This is a genomic window from Heyndrickxia sp. FSL W8-0496 (genome assembly GCF_038007825.1).
Lineage (GTDB): Bacteria > Bacillota > Bacilli > Bacillales > Bacillaceae_C > Heyndrickxia > Heyndrickxia oleronia.
Genome location: NZ_JBBOXX010000001.1, coordinates 2,679,246 through 2,702,001, shown reverse-complemented (window position 1 = coordinate 2,702,001; position 22,756 = coordinate 2,679,246). Strand labels below are relative to the sequence as shown.

The window sequence follows — 22,756 nt, the reverse complement described above, 5'->3', positions numbered from 1 at the left end:
TTTGTAATCTCCCTTTTTCTAATCTTTTAGTTTTGGAAAATTAATTTTACAATAAGGATCTTATGATAAATAAAAAATTTATTAATAATTCTTCTATGATCAAAGTTCTGTCTCTTTTACCAACAGCTACTTTTTCCTCTTCAATATTTTAAAAATAGGAGTATACTTAAGAAAAAATACAGCTGGGAGACGAGAAATTGGTAAAAAAGCAAAACAGTTACCGTTGGATTGTATTAAGTGTAGTTTTGTTTTCCTATTTTCTAATCGTAAGTCAAAGAACTGCGCCAGGTTTGATATCAGAGCAGTTAATGACGGAGTTTCATGTATCTGCAGTAGTCATTGGTTTACTAGCAAGTCTACAATTTTTGTCTTATGCTGGATTACAAATTCCAATTGGATTATTATCTGATCGATTTGGACCAAATTATTTTCTTATTGTGGGGACGTTGCTTAATGGGTTAGGTACCCTCATCTATAGTCTTGCTCCTAATGAGGCTTTTTTGTTTTTGGCGAGATTATTAGTAGGAATAGGGGATGCAGCGATTTGGGTCAATCTTGTCCTCATATTAAGTCAATGGTTTAAGGCGAATGAATTTGTACAATTACTTGGTTTTGCTGGAATGACTGGTAGTCTGGGCTTTCTCATGGCATCAGTCCCATTCTCAGCGTTGATCGATTTATTAGGTTGGAGAGTTCCTTTTCTTATAACAGGGTGCTTACTATGTATTTGCGCGTTGATTCTTTATTATGTTTTGGTTAAAAAACCTAAACAAATAAAGAATCAGATAAATACTAGACGTTCTTCAGTAGATCAATCGATTCATAAAAATGAAAAAACACTAGTCATTTTACGTCGGTTGTTTTCAAATCGTCAAGCATGGGCAACCTTCTTCTGCCATTTCGGTGTTGTTGGCACATATGTTGGGTTTATTGGATCTTGGGCTGTACCTTATGGTATGAATGTATATGATATGACACGTTCGGAAGCGAGTCAATTAATTATGATTGGTTTGATCGGTGCGATTATTGGTGCCCCTTTAACAGGATGGATCTCCAATCGCATTCATTCCATTAGACGTCCATATCTTGTCGTTCACGTGGTTACTCTTTGTAGTTGGATCTCTTTTTTTCTTTGTAATGGAAGACCGCCTTATTATTTATTAGTCCTCATATTTTTTATTATTGGATATGGCAATGGTGCGAGTGCATTAACTTTTGCCGTTGTTCGGAAATCTTTTTCAATGAAAGAAGTGGGTGTAGTATCTGGTTTTGCGAATACCGGTGGTTTTCTAAGTGCAGTTTTATTGCCAAGTTTATTCGGTAAGGTTCTAGATTATTTTCACGCTCATTCCATTGATACGGGGTATCATTTTGGGTTTATTATTCCAATTGTTTTTTCTATGATTGGATTAATTGGAGGATTGCTAATAAAAGAAAGAAATTTTCATATGGAACAATCACAGGAATTGTCAATATGAAAAATGAATCTTCTGGTGTATTAACACAAGATATACGATGGTAAAGAGTAATTATTATCAAACTCCATATACTAATCACATATGCTAATTTACCTGCTAAATGGAGGAGTATAGATGAATTCAGAAAATCAACGTGAAATGAGAAAAAATGAACATGTTCATTTAGCAAGCAAACAAAATACTATAGAAGCGTTCTCTCATTTCGATGATCTTCATTTTGTTCATCATTCCTTACCAGAAGTAAATTATGAAGAAATTGATATTACGACTAGTTTTGCAAATATACAATTGGGTAGGCCAATTTATATTAATGCAATGACTGGAGGAAGTAAAAAAACTGGAGAAATCAATGCGTTGCTTTCAGAAATCGCAAAAACAACAGGTTTAGCGATGGCTGTAGGATCTCAGCATGCTGGATTGAGGAATGAGCAGTTGGCAGATACTTATAAAATTGTTCGACAAAAACATCCCAATGGTATAATTTTTGCTAATATTGGTGCAGATGTTCCTATTGATTTTGCTCGAAAAGCAATTGACATGGTTGAAGCAAATGCATTACAAGTCCATTTGAATGTTCCACAAGAACTTGTGATGTATGAAGGGGAACGCAATTTTTTAGATTGGAGCAAAAAAATTGAACAGCTTATAAAAATAATAGAGATTCCAATCATAATAAAAGAGGTTGGCTTTGGAATGAGCATGGAAACCATTTCGTTCTTACATAAACTAGGAATTCAATACATTGATATTAGTGGTCGTGGTGGAACGAATTTTATATGGGTGGAAAATCAACGAAACTCACAAATTAATTATGAATATTTAAATGGGTGGGGTCAATCCACTGTATTTTCCTTACTTGAGGCGCAGAACTGGTTAAATAAGCTGACTGTGTTTGCATCTGGCGGTGTGCGAAATCCTTTAGATATTGTAAAAAGTTGCTCATTGGGGGCAAGAGCAGTAGGCATAGCTGGTCCTATTCTCCGCAATTTATTAGCAGAGAGAGTCGAATCAACAATAAAGCAAATAATGGATTGGTTGGAAGGGATACAAGTAATTATGACTATGCTTGGCGCGAGAAAAATCAGTGATTTACAAAAATGTCCGATTATTGTTAAAAATGAAGTGTTTGAATGGTGTCAATTCAGAGAAATAGATGTAAGTAAACTGGCTAATAGATCAAAAAAGTAAAAAGATATTATAAAGTGATGGAGGTGGATTCGAGAATTTCCTTCATCACTTAGTCTGAAAGGATTGTTTGCATGAAAAAAATAATAGAAGATCATCTTGGTAGAATCGTTGAATATCAGTTTCCACCAAAAAGTATCATTTCAATATGTCCTGGAATAACGGATACCCTTTATTCTTTACAGCTTGAAAACGAGGTAGTTGGAAGAACAAAATACTGCATCTTTCCAAAAGATAAGGTTTCAAATGTCTCAGTCGTAGGCGGTACGAAACAAATTAAATTGGAAGTCATTCGCGAATTAAAACCTGATCTAATTATTGCGGAAAAGGAAGAAAATACGAAGGAAATCGTTGAAGAATTGGAACGTGATTTTCCTGTTTTTGTTGCAGAGATTCAATCGATAAAAGATGCTTATCGAATGATTAGAGATATAGGTGAAGTAACAAACCGGGAAGAATTGGCGAGAACATTAATTGATCGGATAAAAAATCAATTTCAAGAAATCCCAAGTGTGTGTGAAAAAAGGGTAGCTTATGTTATATGGCGAAAACCATATATGGTCGTTGGTAATGATACATATATTAATTCGGTATTAGAAAGATTAGGTTTTATAAATCCATTTGCAACAAAAAGTGATAGATATCCAACTGCTACTATAGAGGATTTTCAAGACGCAGATTTAGATTTTGTCTTTTTGGCAACAGAACCCTTTCCCTACAGTGACAAATATAAACAGGAATTTATGGAGTTTATTCCAAATGTAGTTCCGATTATTGTTGACGGAGAAATGTTTTGGTATGGCCCAAGAATGCTTGAAGCATCAAAATATTTTAGTAGTTTACTTAATAAAATACTGAACGGAGTAAATAATTAAAGTTCTCATATTGAACAACTTTATGTAGCTTTGGTAAAGGCTTTATCACCAATAAAGTCTTTGACTGTTCTCAAGAAGTTTAACCTATAATTCTTTATTAAAACTTTAGCTAGCTTTTTGAAAAAATAGGAATTAAATTTTAAGAATGGTTAGAATAATTAATATTAAATAGTAAATGAAAGGTGATAAAGCTATGAGTTATAAAAATACCTTCATTGCAGTATCTGAAGATTCTAAAGTGACAACGGCTATCAAGCCACTTCCAAAGGAAGGTCGACCTACTATAGCTTCAATAGAATATGATTTAATCAGTATGAACCCATATAAATTTACTGAACAGGACATACAATTTAAAACATATTTAATAAAAAATAATATTGAATCCAATTCTCTAGATACATTAAGAGAAGAATTTTCTAGTAAGCCCATGGCATGTTTTAGAGCTTCTCCTTTAGTTAAAAAATATGGTTGGGGTATACATTATGATGAACAGGGGAAAGTTGCCGTTTACGCTGTTGATAGTAAATCATACAAAGACATGATGAAATCGAATAAAGTTACTATATTAAAAGGAATGCGTTCAAAAAAGCTATAAACCTATCCAATAAAATTTTAACTAACAGAAAAATAAAATTATCGATGAGCATATGAGTTTGTTTTCTAAAAGTGAATTGATAGTATATTAGTATTCAATTAATGAAAGGAAACAAGATGATATGACAAATATTCATATACCTGTATCAGTTTTAAACCTGGTACCAATACGTAAAGGGCAAACCACAAAGGACGCAATCGATTCTATGGTAGAACTTGCCCAAGCGGTAGAAAAACTGGATTATCAACGTTATTGGATTGCAGAACACCATAATTCTTCATCTCTCGTTAGCTCAGCAACTTCGATACTCATTAAGCATACATTGGAAAATACCGAAACTATTCGTGTAGGTTCAGGAGGAGTAATGCTGCCAAACCATTCACCATTAGTAGTAGCTGAACAATTTGGCACGATGGAAACAATCTATCCCAATCGTTTAGACCTTGGTCTTGGTCGAGCACCTGGTACGGATATGCTGACAGCGAGTGCCTTAAGAAGATCTAAAAGTGATTCAGTTTATACATTTCCTGACGATGTGAAAGCACTACTTACTTATTTTGGTCCTGAAGAGCAACAAAGCTATGTAAGGGCATTTCCAGGTGTAGATACAAATATTCCAATATATATATTAGGTTCTTCTACGGATTCAGCTCATTTAGCAGCGAGCATGGGGTTACCATATGTATTTGCATCCCATTTTGCTCCAAAACATATGAAAGAAGCGATTGAAATATATCGAAGGAAATTTCAGCCTTCCAAGTATTTAGAACGACCATATATGATGGTTTGTCTAAATGTGATTGCTGCTGAAACAGATGAGGAAGCAGCATCTTTATCCACCTCAATGCAGCAATTTTTCTTAAATGTCGTTAGGGGCACAAGAGATCATTTGCAGCCTCCTGTTCAAAATATGGATGAACTTTGGAATCCAATGGAGAAGGAAATGATTGAGTCTATGTCAAGTATGACATTCATGGGAGGTAAAGAAACGGTTAAAAAACAACTTACTTCTTTCCAAACTAATTATCATGTTGATGAAATAATGGCAGTTTCGTATATTTTTGATCCGGTAAAACAAATAAGATCATACGAAATTCTAAAAGAAATTGTTAGTGGGAATTAAAAAAAACCATCATCCTTAAATGCGGATGATGGTTTTTTGGGTGTTAATTTCAGAATATTAAATTTTAATATATGCATTAATAGTATATAATGACTATTAAACATTTATAGGAAAGTGGGAATAGAATGACCAAAAATATTGTTTGGAAAATTATTGGATTAGAGGTTTTATTGATGGTATTTTACACAGGAAATGGTGCATATTCAACGATTACTGTGCCCACCAATCCTGTGTTACAATTTATTGGTCTAGTACCTCTTGCTCTAGGTATATTTTTCTATCTTACTTGGAATAGGAAATGGGATACTTACTTTTTTTGCATAAAATTAACGAAGAAAAGTTTATTTTTCTTTTTTCCTTTATTGATTATCTTAATCCTTATTGTAATTGGAAATAAAGGATTAAATCTTTCGTCATTATCGAATGTATTTCTAATGTTCATTATGCAAGTATTGATCGTTGCCTTCATTGAGGAAACTTTTTTTCGTGGATTTATGCTAAAAATGTTGTTATATAAAGGGATGAAGAATGCTGTCATCCTCTCTAGTTTTCTATTTGGGATTACGCATATGTTACAGCTCATTGGCGGGCAATCACTTAAGGAAACGATTATTCAAATTATTTACGCATTTTTAGTAGGGTTGGTTCTTTCTCTTTTAATAATAAATAATCAATCCATTCTACTAACCATTTCTTTTCATGGATTAAATAATTTTTTGAATTTTATGGGAAATGTAGAAGCATCACCTCTTTATCCAATTCTTATTATCGTTATCTTGTTCGTGTATACTATTTTCTTATGGAAAAGGATGAATAAAAGCAAAAATACTCATCAAGATTTAACGTTTTTAGTCTAATAATAATTTAATGCTTGTGTATATTTCACCATCATTTAGACAATCTATAATAGAGGTGAAATGAATGAAAAGACAAAATTTAAATAATAATGAAGAGAATATAATCGAATCTCAAGTTAATAATAACAGTGGAATAAAAGCGAATGTCGAGGAACAAGCTATGAACGGTTTATATGGAATGTTGGAAAGTGAAGAGGAAAATCTTCAAGATTTCACAGAATAAATACGAGAGGCTATTTTAAAGTTAAGTAAAAGTACTTAGCTTCAAAATAGCCTCGAATTTTATTTGAAAATAAACTTTAATTAAATATATTGATCAACAAATTTCCATAGAGTACTCCAATATAATTCAGGATTCACTTTTTCTGCCTCTCCATGTCCAGCACCACGAATGATTAGTTTATCTTTTTCAACCTTTGCCGCATGGTAAACTTTATTTAACATTTTATAAGGGACAAAGCTATCATTGTCACCGTGAATGAATAAGATCGGGGTTTTGCTTTTAGCTACCTGCTTTACAGCATCTGCATCATTTAAATCATAACCTGCACGAATTTTTGTAATGGTATTAGCTGCATTAATGAATGGGAATTTAGGTAGATGAAATAAATCATCAAGTTGATATGTAAACTCTTCAATGACTGAAGAATATCCGCAATCTTCAACAATTACTTTGACGTTTTTTGGTAATTTTTCACCTGATGTCATCATAACTGTTGCTCCTCCCATTGAAACACCAAATAAAGCAATTTCTGCATCTGGGTCCTTTTCAATAATTTGATTAATCCAAAGGAGCATATCCTTCCGATCATCCCAACCCATTCCAATATATTTACCTTCACTTTCGCCATGACCCCGTAGATCAGGCGCTAAAACATTGTACCCATTTTCGTGAAAATGGCGAATATATCGAATCATCTGGGTATTATTACCGCTGTAGCCATGGACAACAATTGCCCAATGATGAGAAGTTTGTTTATTCTCATACAATCGAGCAGATAATTTTAATTGATCAGCAGAGGAAATTTTTATAGTATTTGCAGTATGGTTATGAGTGAAAGTTGCATCTTCCATTTTATTTTTTTCGATCAATTCGTTGTCTACTGTTTTTGATACTGCCAAATGTGGATTACCATCTAAAAAATCTTTTTTCTGATTTGCATTTAAAGCAAAATTATAAAAATAATTTCCAATAAAGAAGTATACACCTACCAGAAAGATAATCACAATTGGGAGGATGATTTTAAGTTTTTTAATTTTTTTCATTTTATTATCCTTTCTATAAAACTTATCAATAAAATAATTATATCATGATGTAACACGAAAAATTGTTTACAAAATCGGATAAGGGAGAATATTGGAAAAACCCAACGTCTTTCGATTATAATGAAAATATAATTTATAAAGTGAGTACAAAATAAGGAGTCGACTAACTATGGAAATTATAGATTTAATTAAAAATCGACGTTCGATAGGTGCAGTTGAGCAAACAGATGTACCCGATAGTGTCATTCTTGAATTATTAGAAGCAGCAACATGGGCGCCAAACCACAAGAAAACAGAACCATGGAAATTTCGTGTCGTGAAAGGGGAAGGTCGTGTAAAGTTAGGAAATGAAATGGCACGAATTATGGAAGGAAAAACAAAGGGATTAGATGAAGAAGAGGCACGAAAAAAGATTGAAAAAGCTAAAAAAGGGCCTATAAGAGCACCAGCAATTATAATCTTAGCAGCAAGTCCTTCTGGAAAAGTACCTGAAATAGAAGAAGTGGTAGCAGCGGGGTGTGCAATGCAAAATTTACTTCTTCTTGCAGAAGAGAAGGGAATATCCACAATCGTTCGAACTGGAGATATTGCATTTGAGCCTGAATTAAATACTTATTTAAAATTAGAAGAAAGTGACAAAATCATCGGACTTATTTATATTGGTTATTCTAAAAAGGATTTTAATATTCAAGCAAAGAGAATTTCTGCTGAAGAAAAAACAGTTTGGTTCAAGTAATTCATAAGTTGAAGCCCCATATCCAAGAAATACTTGGTTATGGGGCTTTGACTTTATCTACAATCAATTATTCTTCATTTCTTACAAGTAATGCAACACATTCAACATGTACTGTATGGGGGAATAAATCCACTGGTTGTACTTGTTTAAGTGTGTATCCAAAAGGTTCTAGCTCTTTGATGTCTGTTGCAAAGGTATCTGGGTTACAGGATACGTAGACAATTCTTTCTGGCTTGGAACGACCAATTCTTCTCATAACCTTGCCGCCAGCACCGGAACGAGGGGGATCTAACATAAGTAACTCAGGATGGCCAAAACTTTCTAAGACTTGGTCAATACCCTTTCTCGCATCTTTAGCCAAAAAGTAAGTGTTGGAGATCCCATTATCTTGTGCATTTCTTTTTGCTGATTCAATTGAGGTTTCAACGATTTCAATACCTGCAAGTTTATTTACTCTGCTTGCAAAAGGCAGTGAAAATGTACCAACGCCACAGAAAAGATCTATCATTTTTTCGGATTCCTTCGGTTGCCCCATTTCTATAGCAAGCTCAACTAATTTCTGCGCTTGTGTTGGATTGGTTTGAAAAAATGTATCGAACCAAAGTCTGTACCGATATCCTGCCATTTCATCATAAATGAAATCACGGCCTGCAAGTACATGGGTTTGTTCTGATTGAGTCCGATCTGCCCAATCTGTATTTTCAAGCCATAACAAGCTTTTTACCTGAGGGAAATTTTTTTCAATTCTTTCCACTAAATTTTTTGCTGCTTTGTCAAGATGCTCATTAGGACTCTCAGTTGCAAATAATGCAAGCATCATTTCGCCAGTAGCAAATGATTGACGAACCATTAAGTGACGAAGTAAGCCTTCATGAGTATCTTTATCGTATCCAGTTAATTGATACTCTTTAGACCATTTTGCTACTTCCATTGCCGCTTCTACCATTTCTTCGCCAGCGATTAAACATGTTTCTAATGAGATAATTTTACGGAAATTTCCTTGCTCGTGAAGTCCAAGCGACCCGTCTGGGGCAAAGGTGAATTCCATCTTATTGCGATAATGCCAAGGATTTTCCATTCCAATTGTATCTTGAACAAGATCTGGATTAAAACCTTGTACTTCGAGTACCTGTTTTACATGATTTGTTTTCTGCTGTAGCTGTCCTGAATATTGCCAATGCTGCCATACGCAGCCTCCGCATCGCTCAAAATGGATACATGGTGGTGCCACTCTTTCCGGATGAGCCTCTAAAATTTCTTCAGGGATCGCCTTTCTTCTTCTTCTTTCTGGTTGATCAACTGTTACTCTTACTTTTTCTCCCGGTAGTGTTTGAGGGATTGTAAGTTTTAATTTTTTGGGATTCCCTAGTTCATTTTCACGCCAAACGACAGCTTGTCCAGATCCTTTGGCATCTAATTGACGGATTTCTGTAACCAGTGATTCTCCTGTAGTAATAGTCAATAAATGTTCCTCCTCACAAAAATAAAGTGATTAACTGTATTTGATATGCCGAAGCATTGATTAATCAATTATTATTTATTTCAATATGAACGACTTCTAACATACTTTTCTATTATAACGAAACAAACCCAGATTGTGAACGATACATCTATAGTAGATTTTAGGGGCTGAGCAACTTTATGTTTTGTAAAAATATAAATATTTAAAATAATTGAATTAATTAAAGGGGAATATTTCTTTTGACGCGAATAAATTATAAAAGAATTTATAGAATGTTCAAGGTGAATTTGATTTATTTGAAGCTTTATTTAAATAAATGAGGGAGTAAAGGAGATGCTTGAATGACGATTACTATTTTTACTAATGGTCAGATTTATACGATGGATCAAATGTTTCCGTTGGTTCAATCTGTAGTAGTAACAAATGGAAGAATTATTGATATGGGTACAACATCTGATATGTTGCTGCAATGGGGAAGACACGATGTGAAGGTGATAGATTTACAAGAAAGAACTGTCATTCCTGGATTGATTGAAAGTCATGTCCATATAGCAGGTGTAGCGATGAACTTTTTGAATTTAGATGTTACTGGGGTTCAATCCAAAAAGGAGTTGCTAGAAAAAATAAAGGAACGAGCGAATTCACTTCAACCAGGGGAATGGCTATTGGGGAGGGGCTGGGATGAAAATTTATTTATCGATTCTTCTATCCCCTCAATTGAAGAATTAGATTTGGTAGCTCCACATTGTCCAATATACATACCAAGAATTTGTGGACATGCATTTTTAGTTAATAGTAAAGCATTAGAGATATGCCATGTTAATCCTCATACGGCTGTTCCAGAAGGGGGAACCATAGTATTAGATGAGAGGACTGGAAAGCCAACGGGATTATTACTGGAATCTGCGTATGAACTAATAAATAAATATATCCCTGAAAAATCTTATTCGGAATTAAAAAAAGCTGTTCATCAGGCAATCAAGTTTGCCATGGAAAAAGGACTTACTAGTGTTCATACAAATGATCCTGCTTTCCTTAATGGATTCTATCAAACTTATCAAATTTATGATGAATTAATTAATGAAGAACAATTAGGATTAAGATGTAATTTATTAATTGATTATATGTATATGAAGGAGCTTCGTGAAACAGGAATGTACGCGGGCTTTGGAAATGATCATTTACAAATTGGAGCAATAAAAATTTTCGCCGATGGAGCCTTAGGAAGAAGAACGGCATTATTATCAAGTCCCTATCATGATGATCCTTCTACAGTTGGAGATGCAATGTTTGATCAAGAAACCTTGTATTCAATTATCCAAGAAGCAAGAATGCTTGCAATGCCTATTGCTGTTCATACGATAGGTGATCAAGCACTTGAAAATGTACTAGATATATTAGACCAATTCCCAACCGTTGCCTATCGCGATCGTATCATCCATGCACAAGTTCTACGTAAAGAATTAATTCCACGTTTGAAAAAACCTAGTAGGATTGTTGATATTCAACCGAGATTTGTTGTGGGAGATTTCCCTTGGGTTCGAGATAGATTGGGTGAATCCAGAACGCAACTTTCTTATGCATGGAAAACATTATTATCATCAGGTGTCATCTGTGCAGGTGGATCAGACGCTCCAGTAGAACCAATTGATCCTCTATTAGGTATTCATGCAGCTGTCACAAGGAGGGCACCTGGTGAAACACATGGTGGTTGGAATCCAACAGAAAAACTATCTATTGATGAAGCTATTAAATTATTTACTATTGGTGGTTCATACGCAACGAATGAAGAAAATAGTAAAGGTACGATTACTCGTGGGAAGTTTGCAGATATGACAGTTTTATCAAAGAACATATTTGAATTCAAGAATCCAGATGAAATTTTATCAACAGAGGTTGTACAAACGGTAATTGGTGGAAAGGTAACATATGAAAAGACTGGGGCTACTTATTAGTAGCTTCTTTATATAAATTATTTAAACAGTAATTTCAACTTAAAAATGGAGGAGTGGAAATGGAAACAATACTAGAAAGCGTGTGACCTTTTTATAGGGAGTGCCACTAATTTTTACGATATTATTTGCAGGATTTTATTTTACTTTAAGGAGTAAATTATTTCAATTTCGTTATTTTCCTCATATTATGAAACAAACTTTTGGACTTATTCTTAGGAAAAAAGATAAAAACAATGCAAAAGGCATCCTCTCTCCTTTTGTAGCAGTCAGTACAGCAATTGGGGGATCAGTAGGTGTAGGAAATATTGGAGGTGTAGCGACCGCAATCGCGGTCGGTTGACCAGGTGCGGTGTTTTGGAGGTGGTGCAGCGCATTAATTGGGATGCTAATTAAAACAGTGGAAGTAACCCTATCCGTTTATTATAGAAGGCTATTTTTGTATAGTCTGTTTCTTTTGTAAAAGCCCTACTACCGGCTTTTACCCTTAATAAAGCATTCATCGGTTATTATAAAGTTTGTAGCTCTTTTCTTAGTGAAATTAAGGAAAAGCGGTCTTTAACCGGATTTTTATGAGTTACGACTGTACCTTAAAACAGCAATATTTAAGAAAAGATCCTTATAGAAATACAGATGAAAATGGTGATCCATATGTAGGACCGACCTACTATATGGAAAAAGGGCTAGGAGAAGAAAAAAATTTTAAATATTGAATTCTACTTTTAAGCAAAAAGTTCTTTGAACTACTAAAAGATTATAAGGCAAGATATTTAGGGGGTTGGCTCAGATAAACCAAACTTTGCCATTTTTTATGAAGACCAAGAGAAACAATCACCCGTAACCGAGAAGAAAGTTGTTTCGAAATAAATATATCATTAATTTTTATTGTATCTCCATAAAATCGAATTTTGGGTGATTCTTTAAGGATAGGCTTTATTTTTTGATTGAAAAATGATAGTGGGATGACACATGTCATTGATCAAACAGTTAATAAAGTTCCGAATATATTATTTGTAGACAATAAGCTAAGTGGTCTTGGGCGTTTTGGATATCCATGGGATATTGATGAATTTACAAAGCCTAATACAATTTCATATAAGAAGAAAATCGAAAGGGGTCGTTTTATTGGGGAAAGGTTCTTGTCCCTTTTTTAAGGTCAAAATTAAAGAAGGGTTTCAATGAACTGTGGCGAATAACTGTAATAGTATTATTCTGCCATGGAGGGATAGTTTATGTCGAAAAATTATATGATATTACCAGATGCAAGTCCTTTATTTTTTGAAGGAAATCGTATCGGAATTCTTGTTTCTCATGGATTTACAGGGACTACACAAAGCATGAAACCGCTTGGTGAAGCATATGCAGAAAAAGGATATACTGTTTGCGTCCCTAGATTGTTAGGTCATGGTACTCATTATTTAGATATGGAAGCTTCTACCTATAGGGATTGGGTCAAATCTATTGAGGAGGGCTACCATTGGTTAAAGGAACGTTGTGATACTATTTTTGTAACAGGACTATCCATGGGTGGAACTTTAACCCTTTATATGGCTGAGACATACCCTGATATTAAAGGGATTATTCCTATTAATGCAGCAATTGATATACCAATGATGGCTGATGTTGCTGCACAATCTGAGATCCGTTTTTTGGATGCGATTGGCTCAGATATTAAAAAGCCAAATGTGAAAGAATTAGCCTATGAAAAAACGCCGACTAAATCAATTCAACAAATTGTCCAATTAATGAAAGTGGTTAAGGAGGATTTAAGTAAGGTTACTTGTCCCGCTTTAATTTTTGTATCAAAGGAGGATCATGTTGTGCCTCCTGATAACTCCCAATTGATATTTGAGCATATTTCTTCTAAGGAAAAGGAATTAATAGAGTTAAAGAATAGTTATCATGTTGCTACACTAGATAATGACCAGCAGATCATTATTGAAAACACATTACAATTTATAAATAGTATTATCGAGAAATAATATATAATGAACATTGATAATAAAATATATCAATGTTCTTTTAATGATAAGTTACAAGAAGGTGGTTTGTTGAAAACAACAAGAGAAATATTTATTGCAACTCTAGTTGGTGGTGCGATCGGTGATGCATTGGGCTATGAAGTCGAATTTAAAAAACTTGAAGAAATCAAATCGATTTTCGGTGAAAGTGGAATAACAGAATTGGAAAAGAACAGCCAAAAAGGTAAAGCACTTATTTCCGATGATACACAAATGACACTTTTTACTGCAGATGGTCTCATTTGGGCCTATAATCGAATGAGAATGAGAGGAATAGGTTCCTATGCTGGGAGTGGAACCTATCAATCCTATTTACGTTGGTATTACACACAAACAGGAACTTTGCCTACGGAGACAGATCAAGTTTGGCTAAAAAAGCAATTACATGAAGAGAATAGTAGTCTTCTTGATTATAAGGAGTTATTTTCCAATCGTGCACCAGGAAATACTTGTTTATCTGCACTCGGTAGTGGAAAAATGGGATCCATCGAACAACCGATTAATCAAAGTAAAGGTTGTGGTGGTGTTATGCGAGTGGCTCCTGTAGGCTTATTTTTACATAAAGAACCTGAATATGCGTTTAAAATAGGTTCTGATATTGCTGCAATTACTCATGGGCATCCGACTGGCTACCTGTCAGCTGGTGCATTTGCGATAATAATCGCAGAACTTGTTAATGGTAAGACGATTTTAGATAGTACCATGACAGCTTTATCCATTTTAAAAAAGCATGCTAATCATGAAGAATGTTTAGCTGCTCTGGATCTTGCACTGGAGCTGTCAGTAAAAGAACTTGAACCTGAAAAAGCAATTTCTATTATTGGTGAAGGATGGATAGCAGAGGAAGCATTAGCCATTTCACTATACTGTAGTCTTATAGAAGCAGATTTCAAAAAATCATTAGCTTTCTCTGTTAATCATGATGGTGATAGTGATTCCACAGGTTCAATTTGTGGAAATATTTTGGGAGCTCATTATGGCTTAAATGTCATTCCTAAAGAATGGATGGACGTATTAGAATTGAAGGAGCTCATTATAGAAGTAAGCAATAATTTATATCAAATGCCATTTGATTAAGTAATATAAACTGGTTTAAATTTATGGAAGGAGTAACCATAATGCAGTCGATTATATGTGAAATTAGAGAGAAACTGAAACACGTTTTTCCATCATTTTTGAATCCACCTGCGACTGAGTTAGAAATTCAAAGTGTGGAAAAGCAAATGAATCTTATTTTCCCAGAACAATTACGTGCACTTTATCTTTTACATAATGGGGAAAATGAAAACGGACCCGGTTTGTTTTTCGGTCTACCATTTCTTACTTTAGAAGATATGTTACAAGAGTGGAAAATTTGGGCAGATCTAGAGGAGGAATATGCATTAGAAGGAGATTCTTATTCGATTCCCACTAATTATATTAAAGAAAGATATATTAATAGAAATTGGATACCCATTAGTAAAGATTACGGGGGCAACCATATCGGAATAGATAATGATCCAGATGTAAAAGGATCATGTGGACAAGTTATTAATTTTGGTCGTGATGAGGAAATAAAATATGTGATTGCTGAACAACTTAGTGATTTACTAGAATTTATAAACCACACTTTAAAGAATAAGAAATATACCATTCATCATGAAGAAGATTACACATATTGGAGTTATGGAGCCAATCAAAATATCCATTTTTTAGATGTTATCCGATCATTGGAACTTCCTGTATTAAAACCTATAAAATCAGGTAACTCAGATATAGTTATAAAAAATTGGCTTGAACAATTAGATAATCAATGGTTAGAAATAATTAAAGAAAGAGTGAATAATCCAATCGATTTCGTAAAGATAAAAAAACTTTATTTGATGAGCGAAAATCTTACAAATATTGAGCCTTTAACAAAGTGTACGGAGGTGAGGGAGTTAATTTTAAGCGGAAATCATATAACTACTCTAGAACCTTTAAAAAATATGTTGTCTCTGAAAAAGCTATATCTTGCCCATACGCCTATCTCTGATTTACACGTTCTAGCAAATTTAGAACATCTGCAATTTTTGAATATTAATCGATCAAAAGTAAAAGATTGTACACAATTAGCTAAGCTTCCATCACTAAAGGAATTGGATATGCATGAAACAGAAATTGAAGACTATACTGCTTTATCCCAATGTAATTCACTAGAAACTCTTTCCATCTCTATCTATAATATAAAACAACTTAAGGCAGTTTCAACAATTCATACTTTAAAACACTTGAAAATCTTTGATATGAACGATTTTTCCGAAGACGATTTGAATTTATTAGGTAAATTAACTCAATTACAATCTTTAGAACTTATCAATAGTCATTTAACCGGTTTAGATGGTTTGAAATCCTCTCAAACATTAAGAGAAATTAAGCTAAAAGATACTACAATAGAAGATGGTACATTCCTAGGAAAAATAACTAGTTTGAAAGCATTAGAATTAAATCATTCATCCATTCAAAATTTATCAGTGGTTGCAATGTCTGAATCACTAGAAAGATTTACAGGATCCTTTAGTCAATTTAATATATTAAAAGATCTTTTTCATAGAAAAATTGATTTTTCGACGATTATTGGTGAAATGACAGATGAGGAAAGTGACATATGGCATCAATTCTTAGGTTGATAAGGAAGGGATTATAATGAAGCAAATACCTGAACCAGCTGAATTAAAACATCTATTGAAAATACATGCTGCCCTAGACATTATTTTTTGTGAAGAAGATTGGCTGCGTTATCACATGTTTGATAATCAATGGGATAAGAATATTTCTCTTGCCACAATTGATAATGGTGCAGGGGATGTTTTATTTATTATTTTTACTGAAGCGGGAATAATAATGAAAGGATTCGATCATGAATCTTTTCTAAGCCCGCATGCTAGGGAAGAATTTGAAGTATACCCTGGAATATATGATCAAACACCACATTCTCTATTGAAATATCTTGAAGATGAGCCACTAGAAAAAGAAGAAGTTACATTTTGTATTTGGCGAGAAACAGGGGCATCATCTTGGGAAATGGGAGATGTACATATTCCTAACGGAGAGGATGACGGATCAGAATTTTTATTAGGTGCCATTTATACGACGGCAGATGAATATATTGAATGGGCTGAATGTTATTATGAACAAACGATTCAAAAAGAAATAGTAAAGCAAATTTATTCAGGATTGCCTATTAATGAAGAAATGATTAATTGTTTAAATCCTGAAAGAGATGCTCAAAATGCCTTGAAGGAAATTTCTCAATTATTCGATTAGGAAGCAATTCTAAAAGTAGTATTTATCTTTATTAAAGGCTCTTTTCTCAAACATTGTTGCTATTTAAGTATAGTTATAACTAATAAATATCAACTGAGGACCGCTACACGTTTCATTTTACTGAGAAAAGAGCTGCATTTCCCATAATAACCGCTAGAATCCTTTATTGGGAGTAAAAGCCGGTAGTTGGGCTTTTACAAAAGCAACAAACTATACGAAAACAGCCTTATGAAAAGCGGGTACCATAATTAATTATGGTACCCTTTTTTTGAAATCACAGGCTACTCACCTTGTTGATTTCTTAATGATTGTTCAGCGTAAGCAATTAAACGTTTTGTCATTTCGCCTCCAACTGAACCATTAGCACGTGCGGTCGTATCAGCACCAAGTTGAACTCCAAACTCATTGGCAATTTCTTCTTTCATTTGATCCAGAACTTTGTCCGCACCAGGAACCAAAAGTTTGTTTCTTGCCATGATACATCACTCCCGACGAGATATTGAGCAAGTATAATTGCTCGTATATAATTTATCCTATTCTATAATCCTAATTCTTATTTTGCATAAAAATTCTGTGTATAGTAAGGTTGTGATTCATTATTGAAAGCAACGCCGACGCCCATATATTCATAATCCTTCTGAAGAATGTTTTTACGATGGCCCATTGAATTCATTAATCCTTCATGTGCGAAAATACTACTCATTTGCCCATATGCAATATTTTCCCCAGCTAAAATGAAGGAAATATGATCTTGAGACATCCGGTCAAATGGTGATTGGCCTTTAAGATTTGTGTGATCAAAATAATTATTTTTAGCCATGTCTCTACTATGGTCAAGAGCAGTGCCTTTGACATGCTGATCCCAAGTCAGAATTGGTAATTGGTGGTTGACTCTCGCAGAGTTGGTTAAATCAAATAATTGATATTCAAAGCCTTTTTCTAATGATTGGTTCGCTATTGTATAATAGTCTTTCTTTTTATCTTCCAAGTCTTTACTAATCAATTGTAAAGCTGTAACTGTATTATTTTCATATTTATCGTAAAAAATAGTTATATACACATCATTAATTAAAAAAACGTCATAATCACTCTGCTTTTGAAATTTATAAATGATCCATCCTTTTTGAATGCTGGTTAGTGGTTTTCCAAGCCTGTTTCGAACGATTTCTTTTGATGTTCCTATTTTAATCCCATTGGTTGAGGAAATTAAATTTTGATTTGTATATAATCCATTAACCCTATTCTGTTGATCATACATTACCATAAAAAATTGATGATAATCTTTATGATAAGCATACCAATCTTCACCATATTCATTTTGCGAAGCCCTCTTTGCTGAACCAAGCTTTCCTTCAATATCTTTTTTTGCATCACCTAATTCAATATTATTAATTGAAAACATTTGATTAGATGGTGTTGTTAGTTTTACCTTATCCAACTCTTTTTGTTCTATTTTTTGCTTTTCCTTAATATCAAAACCGATATCACTGATTATTTGCTTGACCTTATCGGATACAGGTTTAATTCTTTCTTCTAAATTAATATTTTCTTTCATATTTTTTAAATTGGTTTCTATAGACTCCACCGTTTTATGAAAATCAGAGGTTGCCAACTCTTTTTTTAATGATGGCCAGGAAAATATCAACAAAAAGATGATTCCTAAATACAAAAGTAATCGGAACAAATTTATTCACTCCATTTCTACTAGAATTATAACCAAATTAATTCAAATGTATAAGCAATAAGGTATGCATTACTGAGCGCTAAGTTTTTCCAGATTATTTATAATATAAATGATTTAATTTTTCGTCCATAAACATTAACTGAATATAAAACTAGGGTAAATATTAATCAAACGTAGTGATTAACCCTATCAATTAGAAATATTTTAAGAAGAACTTATCCGAATGAATACTTTGTAGTTAAATAAAAGGGAAAAAATACTAAACTACTAATAAGGTGCCTTACATAGGCGCTTTTATTTTTTTGGGTGTAAAAGCCTGACTACTGCTTTTACACCCAACAAAGGATTGATGTTTTTTTTTTAGTTGAAATAAAGAAAATAGCATTCCTCAGCGGATATTTACTCATCAAAAATTTGTTTAAATAGCAGTAATGTTTGAGAAATTGTTTTATAAAGAATAGGTAGTCCAAGTAAAATGAACCTAGGCGACTAGACATAAAGTGAAACAGTAAATAAATTATTTTAGTCATTATGTAACATTTAATATACAACCCCTTTTCATATACTCATAGTGATAGTCGAAATGGAGGAAAAGGATGAGAGGTGAAAAGTAATCACGTTTTTTTGTGAGTACCATAGTCATAAAACTCCTCGCTATCAATAAAAATTTACGAAAAAGGAGATGGACGATGAGTAAACGAAGATTTCATACAATTTTTGGGATCACTACATTGATTCCTTTTTTTCTTTTACTTTTTCCTCTATTTGAGATTGGGAATCGTGCAACACCAATAATTTTTGGTCTACCTTTTTCTTTCTTTTGGGTCATTTTATGGATAGTTATTACATTTCTTGCCTTAATTGTTCTATTTATTCTAGATCCAGAAAAGCATGAAGAGGGGGATGAATAATGCCCGGATGGCAGATCGCACTTATTATGATGGTTGGTTATTTAGTAATCGCACTTATTGTAGGAGTTATGGCTGGTAGAGGTAGAGACGGTAGCTCTCTCGATGAATTTGCTGTTGCAGGCGGTAAACTTAGTTTGTTTGTTATGTGGTTTTTAATGGGCGGTGCAGTATTTAGCGCATTTTCTTTTTTAGGAGCGCCGGGATGGGCATATTCAAAAGGGGCTCCATCTTTATATATTATTGCTTATACCGCATTTGCCATATTGCCTTGGTATATTATTGGCCCAAAAGTCGGGAAAATCGGAAAAAGGAATCGATATTATACCATTTCAGCTTTTTTAAAAGGAAGGTACAACAGTCCATTACTTGCTATTCTTATAGGCGTGATTGCTTTATTTGCTTCTGTTCAATATTTAGCAACTCAAATGTCGGGGATGGCTTTGATATTTGATGTAATGACTGAGGGTCGAATTCCATTCTGGCTAGGTGCGCTAATATCTTATGGAATTGTTGTCATTTATGTCGCAACAGGAGGATTAAGAGCAGCTGCATGGTCTGATGTATTTCAAGGTTTATTAATGATTATTGTTTCATGGGTTGTTGGTCTTTCAATTGTCCATCAATTACATGGCGGAACTACTGAAATGTTCGCTAAAATTGTTAAAGAATCGCCAGCTTTTTTACAAATAGGAAAAGACGGTTCAAATATGGGGACTGTCGCTTATTCAACGACCATCTTAGTTTCTGTCATCGGCTTTCTTATGTGGCCCCATTTATTTACGAAATCATATGCTTCCAATTCTCGAACTATTAAGAAGACGGTACTTGCCTATCCTATTTTTGCCCTCTTTCTCGTTCCGTTATTATTAGTCGGATTTGCCGCTGTAGGTGTTGTTGATTCAGAGAAAATAGCGAACCCAGATCAAATTTTACCATATTTAATTACAACCATTATGAATTTACCTGGCTGGGTTTATGGACTTGTTGGTGCTGGTGCACTTGCTGCAGCAATGTCAACTGCTGATGCTATCACTCATAGTGCATCCTTAGAGGTTACTGATGGTGTGATAAAAAATATATGGAAACATATTTCCGATAAAAATACCTTGCTTATTATGAGATTAGGCGTTTTTGTCATCGGGGCTTTATCTTATTATATTACTGTATTTGGCGGGCAAGGTTTAGTTGCATTACTACTTGGTGCATATGGTTCGATTGTTCAATTTGCACCAGCTGTATATAGTGCTTTGTATTGGAGGAGAGCGACTGCTTCAGGAGTTATTTCAGGTCTAATTGTTGGAACAATAGTAAATTACTATTTTCAACTAGTAGCAACAACCACTCCATTTGAGATACATGCAGGAATATTAGGGTTGATTGTAAATATTGTGGTTATGGTGATTGTATGTTATGCAACAAAACCACAACTAGAAGCAGCTAAAAATTATGTGGATGCCGCATAAAAATAAACCAATAAATATTTATTACGAATTTATTCAATACAAATTGGAAATGGAGGGAGAAGTATATGAAGGCGGATATTATTTTTTTCAATGGAGAGGTTATTACAGTTGATGCCGAAAATAGAATTGTGGAATGTGTAGCAGTGAAAAAGAATCGAATCATCGCTGTTGGAACTAAAGCTGATATTCACCCTTATGTCACAAAGGATACAAAATGTATTGATTTAAATGGAAAATCACTTCTTCCTGGATTTATAGATGCTCATTTGCATTTGACCATATATGGGACAAATCTTTTAGGTGTTAGCTGCATTGAACCTCATATTCACTCATTGAAAGATATATTTCAGGATTTGAGAATAAAAGCGGAAGAAACACCGAAAGGAAATTGGGTACGTGCATGGGGGTTTAGTGAATCTTTAGTAAAAGAAAATAGATGTCCAACAAAGGAAGAGCTTGATGAAATCTCAACTGATCATCCGATTGTTGTGATTCGAACGTGTAACCACACCTCCATTGTGAATAGTTTGGCTTTAGAAAAAGCTGGAATAACGCAAGGTACGAAAGATCCTGAAGGTGGTATCATTGAAAGAAACAAGGATGGTTCCCTCACTGGAAAATTGATAGAAAATGCACATATGAATTTATTTGAATATGCGAGTTATTCTAAGGAAGAATTGAGAAAAGGGATGAAGCTTGCATCTGACGAATTTATAAAAAAAGGAATTACTAGTATTCATGATGCTGGAGCATACGGAGAAGGTTCGGAAACGATTCGTATTATGCAGCAAGCAATCAATGCGAATGAAATAAAAGTTCGTGTATATGCGATCATCGGTTCCTTAACAAACTCACATCATTTTGTAAAAAAAATGGTTGAAGCGGGTCCAATAACGGGACTTGGTAATGAACGATTCAAAATTGGACCAGCAAAGGTTTTTACAGATGGGAGTAGTACTGGACCAACAATTGCTACTCGTGAACCTTATAATCATAAGGCAGATGACTACGGGGTGATATATTACAGTCAAGAAGAGTTGAATCGAATTTTAGGTGAAGCACATAAGAATGGTTACCAAATTACTGCCCATGCTCAAGGGGATAGGGCAATAGAAATGCTTTTAAATTGTTTCGAGAAGGCTTTATCTGAACATCCACGTAAGAACCATCGTCATCGGATAGAACATGCGGGAATAGCACCACTTGATTTACAGGAAAGGATGCAGGAGTTGGACGTTGTTATTATTCCTAATCCTGTTTTTATGTATGTAAATGGGGAGAAGTATCTGGAATATTACGGAGATCGAGTAGAAGTGATGTACCCTGCTCGTGATTATATTGAAAAAGGAATCATTGCCGCTTTTGGATCTGACGCGCCCGTTACAATGGTCGATCCATTATTAGGTATTCATGCTGCGGTTAATAGAGAGTCTCATCTTGGAACAGCAGTAGGAAAAAAACAATCTATAAGTGTTTTACAAGCTATAAGAGCATACACATGGAATGGTGCCTATGCAAGCTTTGAAGAAAATATCAAGGGTAGCATAGAAGTAGGAAAACTTGCTGATTTTGTTGTTTTAAGTGAGTCCCTAATGAATGTTCAAGCTTCGAAAATAAAGGATATTAACGTAGAACTTACTATGATTGATGGCAAAGTTTTATATGATCCTTATCAAATGAGCAATAATATAAGGAACAACAATTCAGTTAGCATAAATGAATAAATTCTCTCAATTGCTGAAAAAATAGCCGATCTATGATGAGTTTAATAACTTTCTTAGCTTTCAAGGAAAAAATTAATAAATTTAATGAATAATATATTGGTAGAATAATCAAGATATCCCTTTCAATTTTAGTTTTAAT

General features: G+C 33.9%; 21 protein-coding genes and 1 pseudogene. 18 read left to right on the top strand and 4 right to left on the bottom strand.

Annotated features, from left to right (window positions below):
- The first annotated feature begins 197 nt into the window (after positions 1-197).
- The 7 genes from NST63_RS13595 to NST63_RS13565 all read left to right on the top strand — a co-directional run bounded on the left by NST63_RS13595 (position 198) and on the right by NST63_RS13565 (position 6,336).
- Positions 198-1,478: an MFS transporter gene (locus tag NST63_RS13595; protein WP_341042542.1), complete on the top strand. Its 1,281-nt coding sequence runs from the start codon at positions 198-200 to the stop codon at positions 1,476-1,478.
- A 114-nt stretch (positions 1,479-1,592) separates the two neighbouring features.
- Positions 1,593-2,666: a type 2 isopentenyl-diphosphate Delta-isomerase gene (fni, locus tag NST63_RS13590; protein ID WP_341042541.1), complete on the top strand. Its 1,074-nt coding sequence runs from the start codon at positions 1,593-1,595 to the stop codon at positions 2,664-2,666.
- A gap of 71 nt (positions 2,667-2,737) precedes the next feature.
- The gene (locus tag NST63_RS13585) at positions 2,738-3,538 is read left to right on the top strand and encodes an ABC transporter substrate-binding protein (protein WP_341042540.1); all 801 of its coding nucleotides are present in this window, start codon (positions 2,738-2,740) and stop codon (positions 3,536-3,538) included.
- A gap of 193 nt (positions 3,539-3,731) precedes the next feature.
- Positions 3,732-4,133 (top strand): DUF6157 family protein, encoded by a 402-nt coding sequence (locus tag NST63_RS13580; RefSeq protein WP_212945772.1) that lies wholly within the window; start codon positions 3,732-3,734, stop codon positions 4,131-4,133.
- Between the two features lie 121 nt (positions 4,134-4,254).
- Positions 4,255-5,256, top strand: coding sequence for an LLM class flavin-dependent oxidoreductase (locus NST63_RS13575; RefSeq protein WP_212945745.1), 1,002 nt, complete (start codon positions 4,255-4,257; stop codon positions 5,254-5,256).
- Positions 5,257-5,381: 125 nt separating this feature from the next.
- Positions 5,382-6,113 (top strand): CPBP family intramembrane glutamic endopeptidase, encoded by a 732-nt coding sequence (locus tag NST63_RS13570; RefSeq protein ID WP_341042538.1) that lies wholly within the window; start codon positions 5,382-5,384, stop codon positions 6,111-6,113.
- Between the two features lie 64 nt (positions 6,114-6,177).
- A complete protein-coding gene (locus NST63_RS13565; protein ID WP_212945743.1) occupies positions 6,178-6,336 on the top strand; it encodes a DUF4021 domain-containing protein in 159 nt (52 codons plus the stop codon).
- 80 nt (positions 6,337-6,416) lie between these two features.
- Here NST63_RS13565 and NST63_RS13560 read toward each other — a convergent pair whose 3' ends face one another.
- Entirely contained in the window at positions 6,417-7,370 is a 954-nt protein-coding gene (locus tag NST63_RS13560) for an alpha/beta hydrolase (RefSeq protein WP_341044201.1), read from the bottom strand.
- A 178-nt stretch (positions 7,371-7,548) separates the two neighbouring features.
- Between NST63_RS13560 and NST63_RS13555 the strand changes: the two genes are divergently transcribed.
- Positions 7,549-8,115 (top strand): nitroreductase family protein, encoded by a 567-nt coding sequence (locus NST63_RS13555; protein ID WP_341042537.1) that lies wholly within the window; start codon positions 7,549-7,551, stop codon positions 8,113-8,115.
- A 67-nt stretch (positions 8,116-8,182) separates the two neighbouring features.
- On the opposite strand, the gene rlmD is transcribed toward NST63_RS13555, so the two are convergent.
- Positions 8,183-9,577, bottom strand: coding sequence for a 23S rRNA (uracil(1939)-C(5))-methyltransferase RlmD (gene rlmD, locus NST63_RS13550; protein ID WP_341042535.1), 1,395 nt, complete (start codon positions 9,575-9,577; stop codon positions 8,183-8,185).
- 341 nt (positions 9,578-9,918) lie between these two features.
- Between rlmD and NST63_RS13545 the strand changes: the two genes are divergently transcribed.
- The 7 genes and pseudogenes from NST63_RS13545 (at position 9,919) to NST63_RS13515 (ending at position 16,835) form a co-directional block, all read left to right on the top strand.
- On the top strand, positions 9,919-11,532 hold the full coding sequence (locus tag NST63_RS13545; protein WP_341042533.1) for an amidohydrolase: 1,614 nt from the start codon (positions 9,919-9,921) through the stop codon (positions 11,530-11,532).
- A gap of 187 nt (positions 11,533-11,719) precedes the next feature.
- Positions 11,720-11,992 (top strand): annotated as a pseudogene (locus NST63_RS13540) (alanine:cation symporter family protein).
- Positions 11,993-12,473: 481 nt separating this feature from the next.
- Positions 12,474-12,683, top strand: coding sequence for a hypothetical protein (locus NST63_RS13535; protein WP_341042531.1), 210 nt, complete (start codon positions 12,474-12,476; stop codon positions 12,681-12,683).
- Positions 12,684-12,761: 78 nt separating this feature from the next.
- On the top strand, positions 12,762-13,511 hold the full coding sequence (locus NST63_RS13530; protein ID WP_212945736.1) for an alpha/beta hydrolase: 750 nt from the start codon (positions 12,762-12,764) through the stop codon (positions 13,509-13,511).
- A gap of 69 nt (positions 13,512-13,580) precedes the next feature.
- Positions 13,581-14,627, top strand: a complete 1,047-nt coding sequence (locus NST63_RS13525; protein ID WP_341042529.1) for an ADP-ribosylglycohydrolase family protein — start codon at positions 13,581-13,583, stop codon at positions 14,625-14,627.
- Positions 14,628-14,665: 38 nt separating this feature from the next.
- Positions 14,666-16,198, top strand: coding sequence for an SMI1/KNR4 family protein (locus NST63_RS13520; RefSeq protein WP_341044200.1), 1,533 nt, complete (start codon positions 14,666-14,668; stop codon positions 16,196-16,198).
- Positions 16,199-16,214: 16 nt separating this feature from the next.
- Entirely contained in the window at positions 16,215-16,835 is a 621-nt protein-coding gene (locus NST63_RS13515; protein WP_341042526.1) for a hypothetical protein, read from the top strand.
- A gap of 281 nt (positions 16,836-17,116) precedes the next feature.
- Here the strand turns inward: NST63_RS13515 and NST63_RS13510 are convergent, their stop codons facing one another.
- Together NST63_RS13510 and NST63_RS13505 are read right to left on the bottom strand one after the other, a co-directional pair.
- The gene (locus NST63_RS13510; protein WP_058003796.1) at positions 17,117-17,311 is read right to left on the bottom strand and encodes an alpha/beta-type small acid-soluble spore protein; all 195 of its coding nucleotides are present in this window, start codon (positions 17,309-17,311) and stop codon (positions 17,117-17,119) included.
- 77 nt (positions 17,312-17,388) lie between these two features.
- Positions 17,389-18,519 carry a CAP domain-containing protein gene (locus NST63_RS13505; RefSeq protein WP_079991206.1) on the bottom strand — a complete coding sequence of 377 codons (1,131 nt, stop codon included), beginning with the start codon at positions 18,517-18,519 and terminating at the stop codon, positions 17,389-17,391.
- Between the two features lie 689 nt (positions 18,520-19,208).
- On the opposite strand from NST63_RS13505, the gene NST63_RS13500 reads away from it, so the two are divergent.
- The 3 genes from NST63_RS13500 (at position 19,209) to NST63_RS13490 (ending at position 22,617) form a co-directional block, all read left to right on the top strand.
- Positions 19,209-19,430, top strand: a complete 222-nt coding sequence (locus tag NST63_RS13500; RefSeq protein ID WP_058003794.1) for a DUF3311 domain-containing protein — start codon at positions 19,209-19,211, stop codon at positions 19,428-19,430.
- A complete protein-coding gene (locus NST63_RS13495; RefSeq protein ID WP_341042524.1) occupies positions 19,430-20,893 on the top strand; it encodes a sodium:solute symporter family protein in 1,464 nt (487 codons plus the stop codon). Before NST63_RS13500 ends, NST63_RS13495 begins: the two co-directional genes overlap by 1 nt.
- 65 nt (positions 20,894-20,958) lie before the next feature.
- The gene (locus NST63_RS13490; protein WP_341042522.1) at positions 20,959-22,617 is read left to right on the top strand and encodes an amidohydrolase; all 1,659 of its coding nucleotides are present in this window, start codon (positions 20,959-20,961) and stop codon (positions 22,615-22,617) included.
- Positions 22,618-22,756: the final 139 nt, after the last annotated feature.

Bases quoted from the DNA above. Each gene is read 5' to 3' on its own strand.
- NST63_RS13500 (WP_058003794.1), top strand. From the start codon at position 19,209: ATGAGTAAACGAAGATTTCATACAATTTTTGGGATCACTACATTGATT.
- NST63_RS13580 (WP_212945772.1), top strand. From the start codon at position 3,732: ATGAGTTATAAAAATACCTTCATTGCAGTATCTGAAGATTCTAAAGTG.
- NST63_RS13555 (WP_341042537.1), top strand. From the start codon at position 7,549: ATGGAAATTATAGATTTAATTAAAAATCGACGTTCGATAGGTGCAGTT.
- NST63_RS13545 (WP_341042533.1), top strand. From the start codon at position 9,919: ATGACGATTACTATTTTTACTAATGGTCAGATTTATACGATGGATCAA.
- NST63_RS13585 (WP_341042540.1), top strand. From the start codon at position 2,738: ATGAAAAAAATAATAGAAGATCATCTTGGTAGAATCGTTGAATATCAG.
- fni (WP_341042541.1), top strand. From the start codon at position 1,593: ATGAATTCAGAAAATCAACGTGAAATGAGAAAAAATGAACATGTTCAT.
- NST63_RS13490 (WP_341042522.1), top strand. From the start codon at position 20,959: ATGAAGGCGGATATTATTTTTTTCAATGGAGAGGTTATTACAGTTGAT.
- NST63_RS13515 (WP_341042526.1), top strand. From the start codon at position 16,215: ATGAAGCAAATACCTGAACCAGCTGAATTAAAACATCTATTGAAAATA.
- NST63_RS13565 (WP_212945743.1), top strand. From the start codon at position 6,178: ATGAAAAGACAAAATTTAAATAATAATGAAGAGAATATAATCGAATCT.
- NST63_RS13530 (WP_212945736.1), top strand. From the start codon at position 12,762: ATGTCGAAAAATTATATGATATTACCAGATGCAAGTCCTTTATTTTTT.
- NST63_RS13510 (WP_058003796.1), bottom strand. From the start codon at position 17,311: ATGGCAAGAAACAAACTTTTGGTTCCTGGTGCGGACAAAGTTCTGGAT.
- NST63_RS13575 (WP_212945745.1), top strand. From the start codon at position 4,255: ATGACAAATATTCATATACCTGTATCAGTTTTAAACCTGGTACCAATA.
- NST63_RS13570 (WP_341042538.1), top strand. From the start codon at position 5,382: ATGACCAAAAATATTGTTTGGAAAATTATTGGATTAGAGGTTTTATTG.
- NST63_RS13495 (WP_341042524.1), top strand. From the start codon at position 19,430: ATGCCCGGATGGCAGATCGCACTTATTATGATGGTTGGTTATTTAGTA.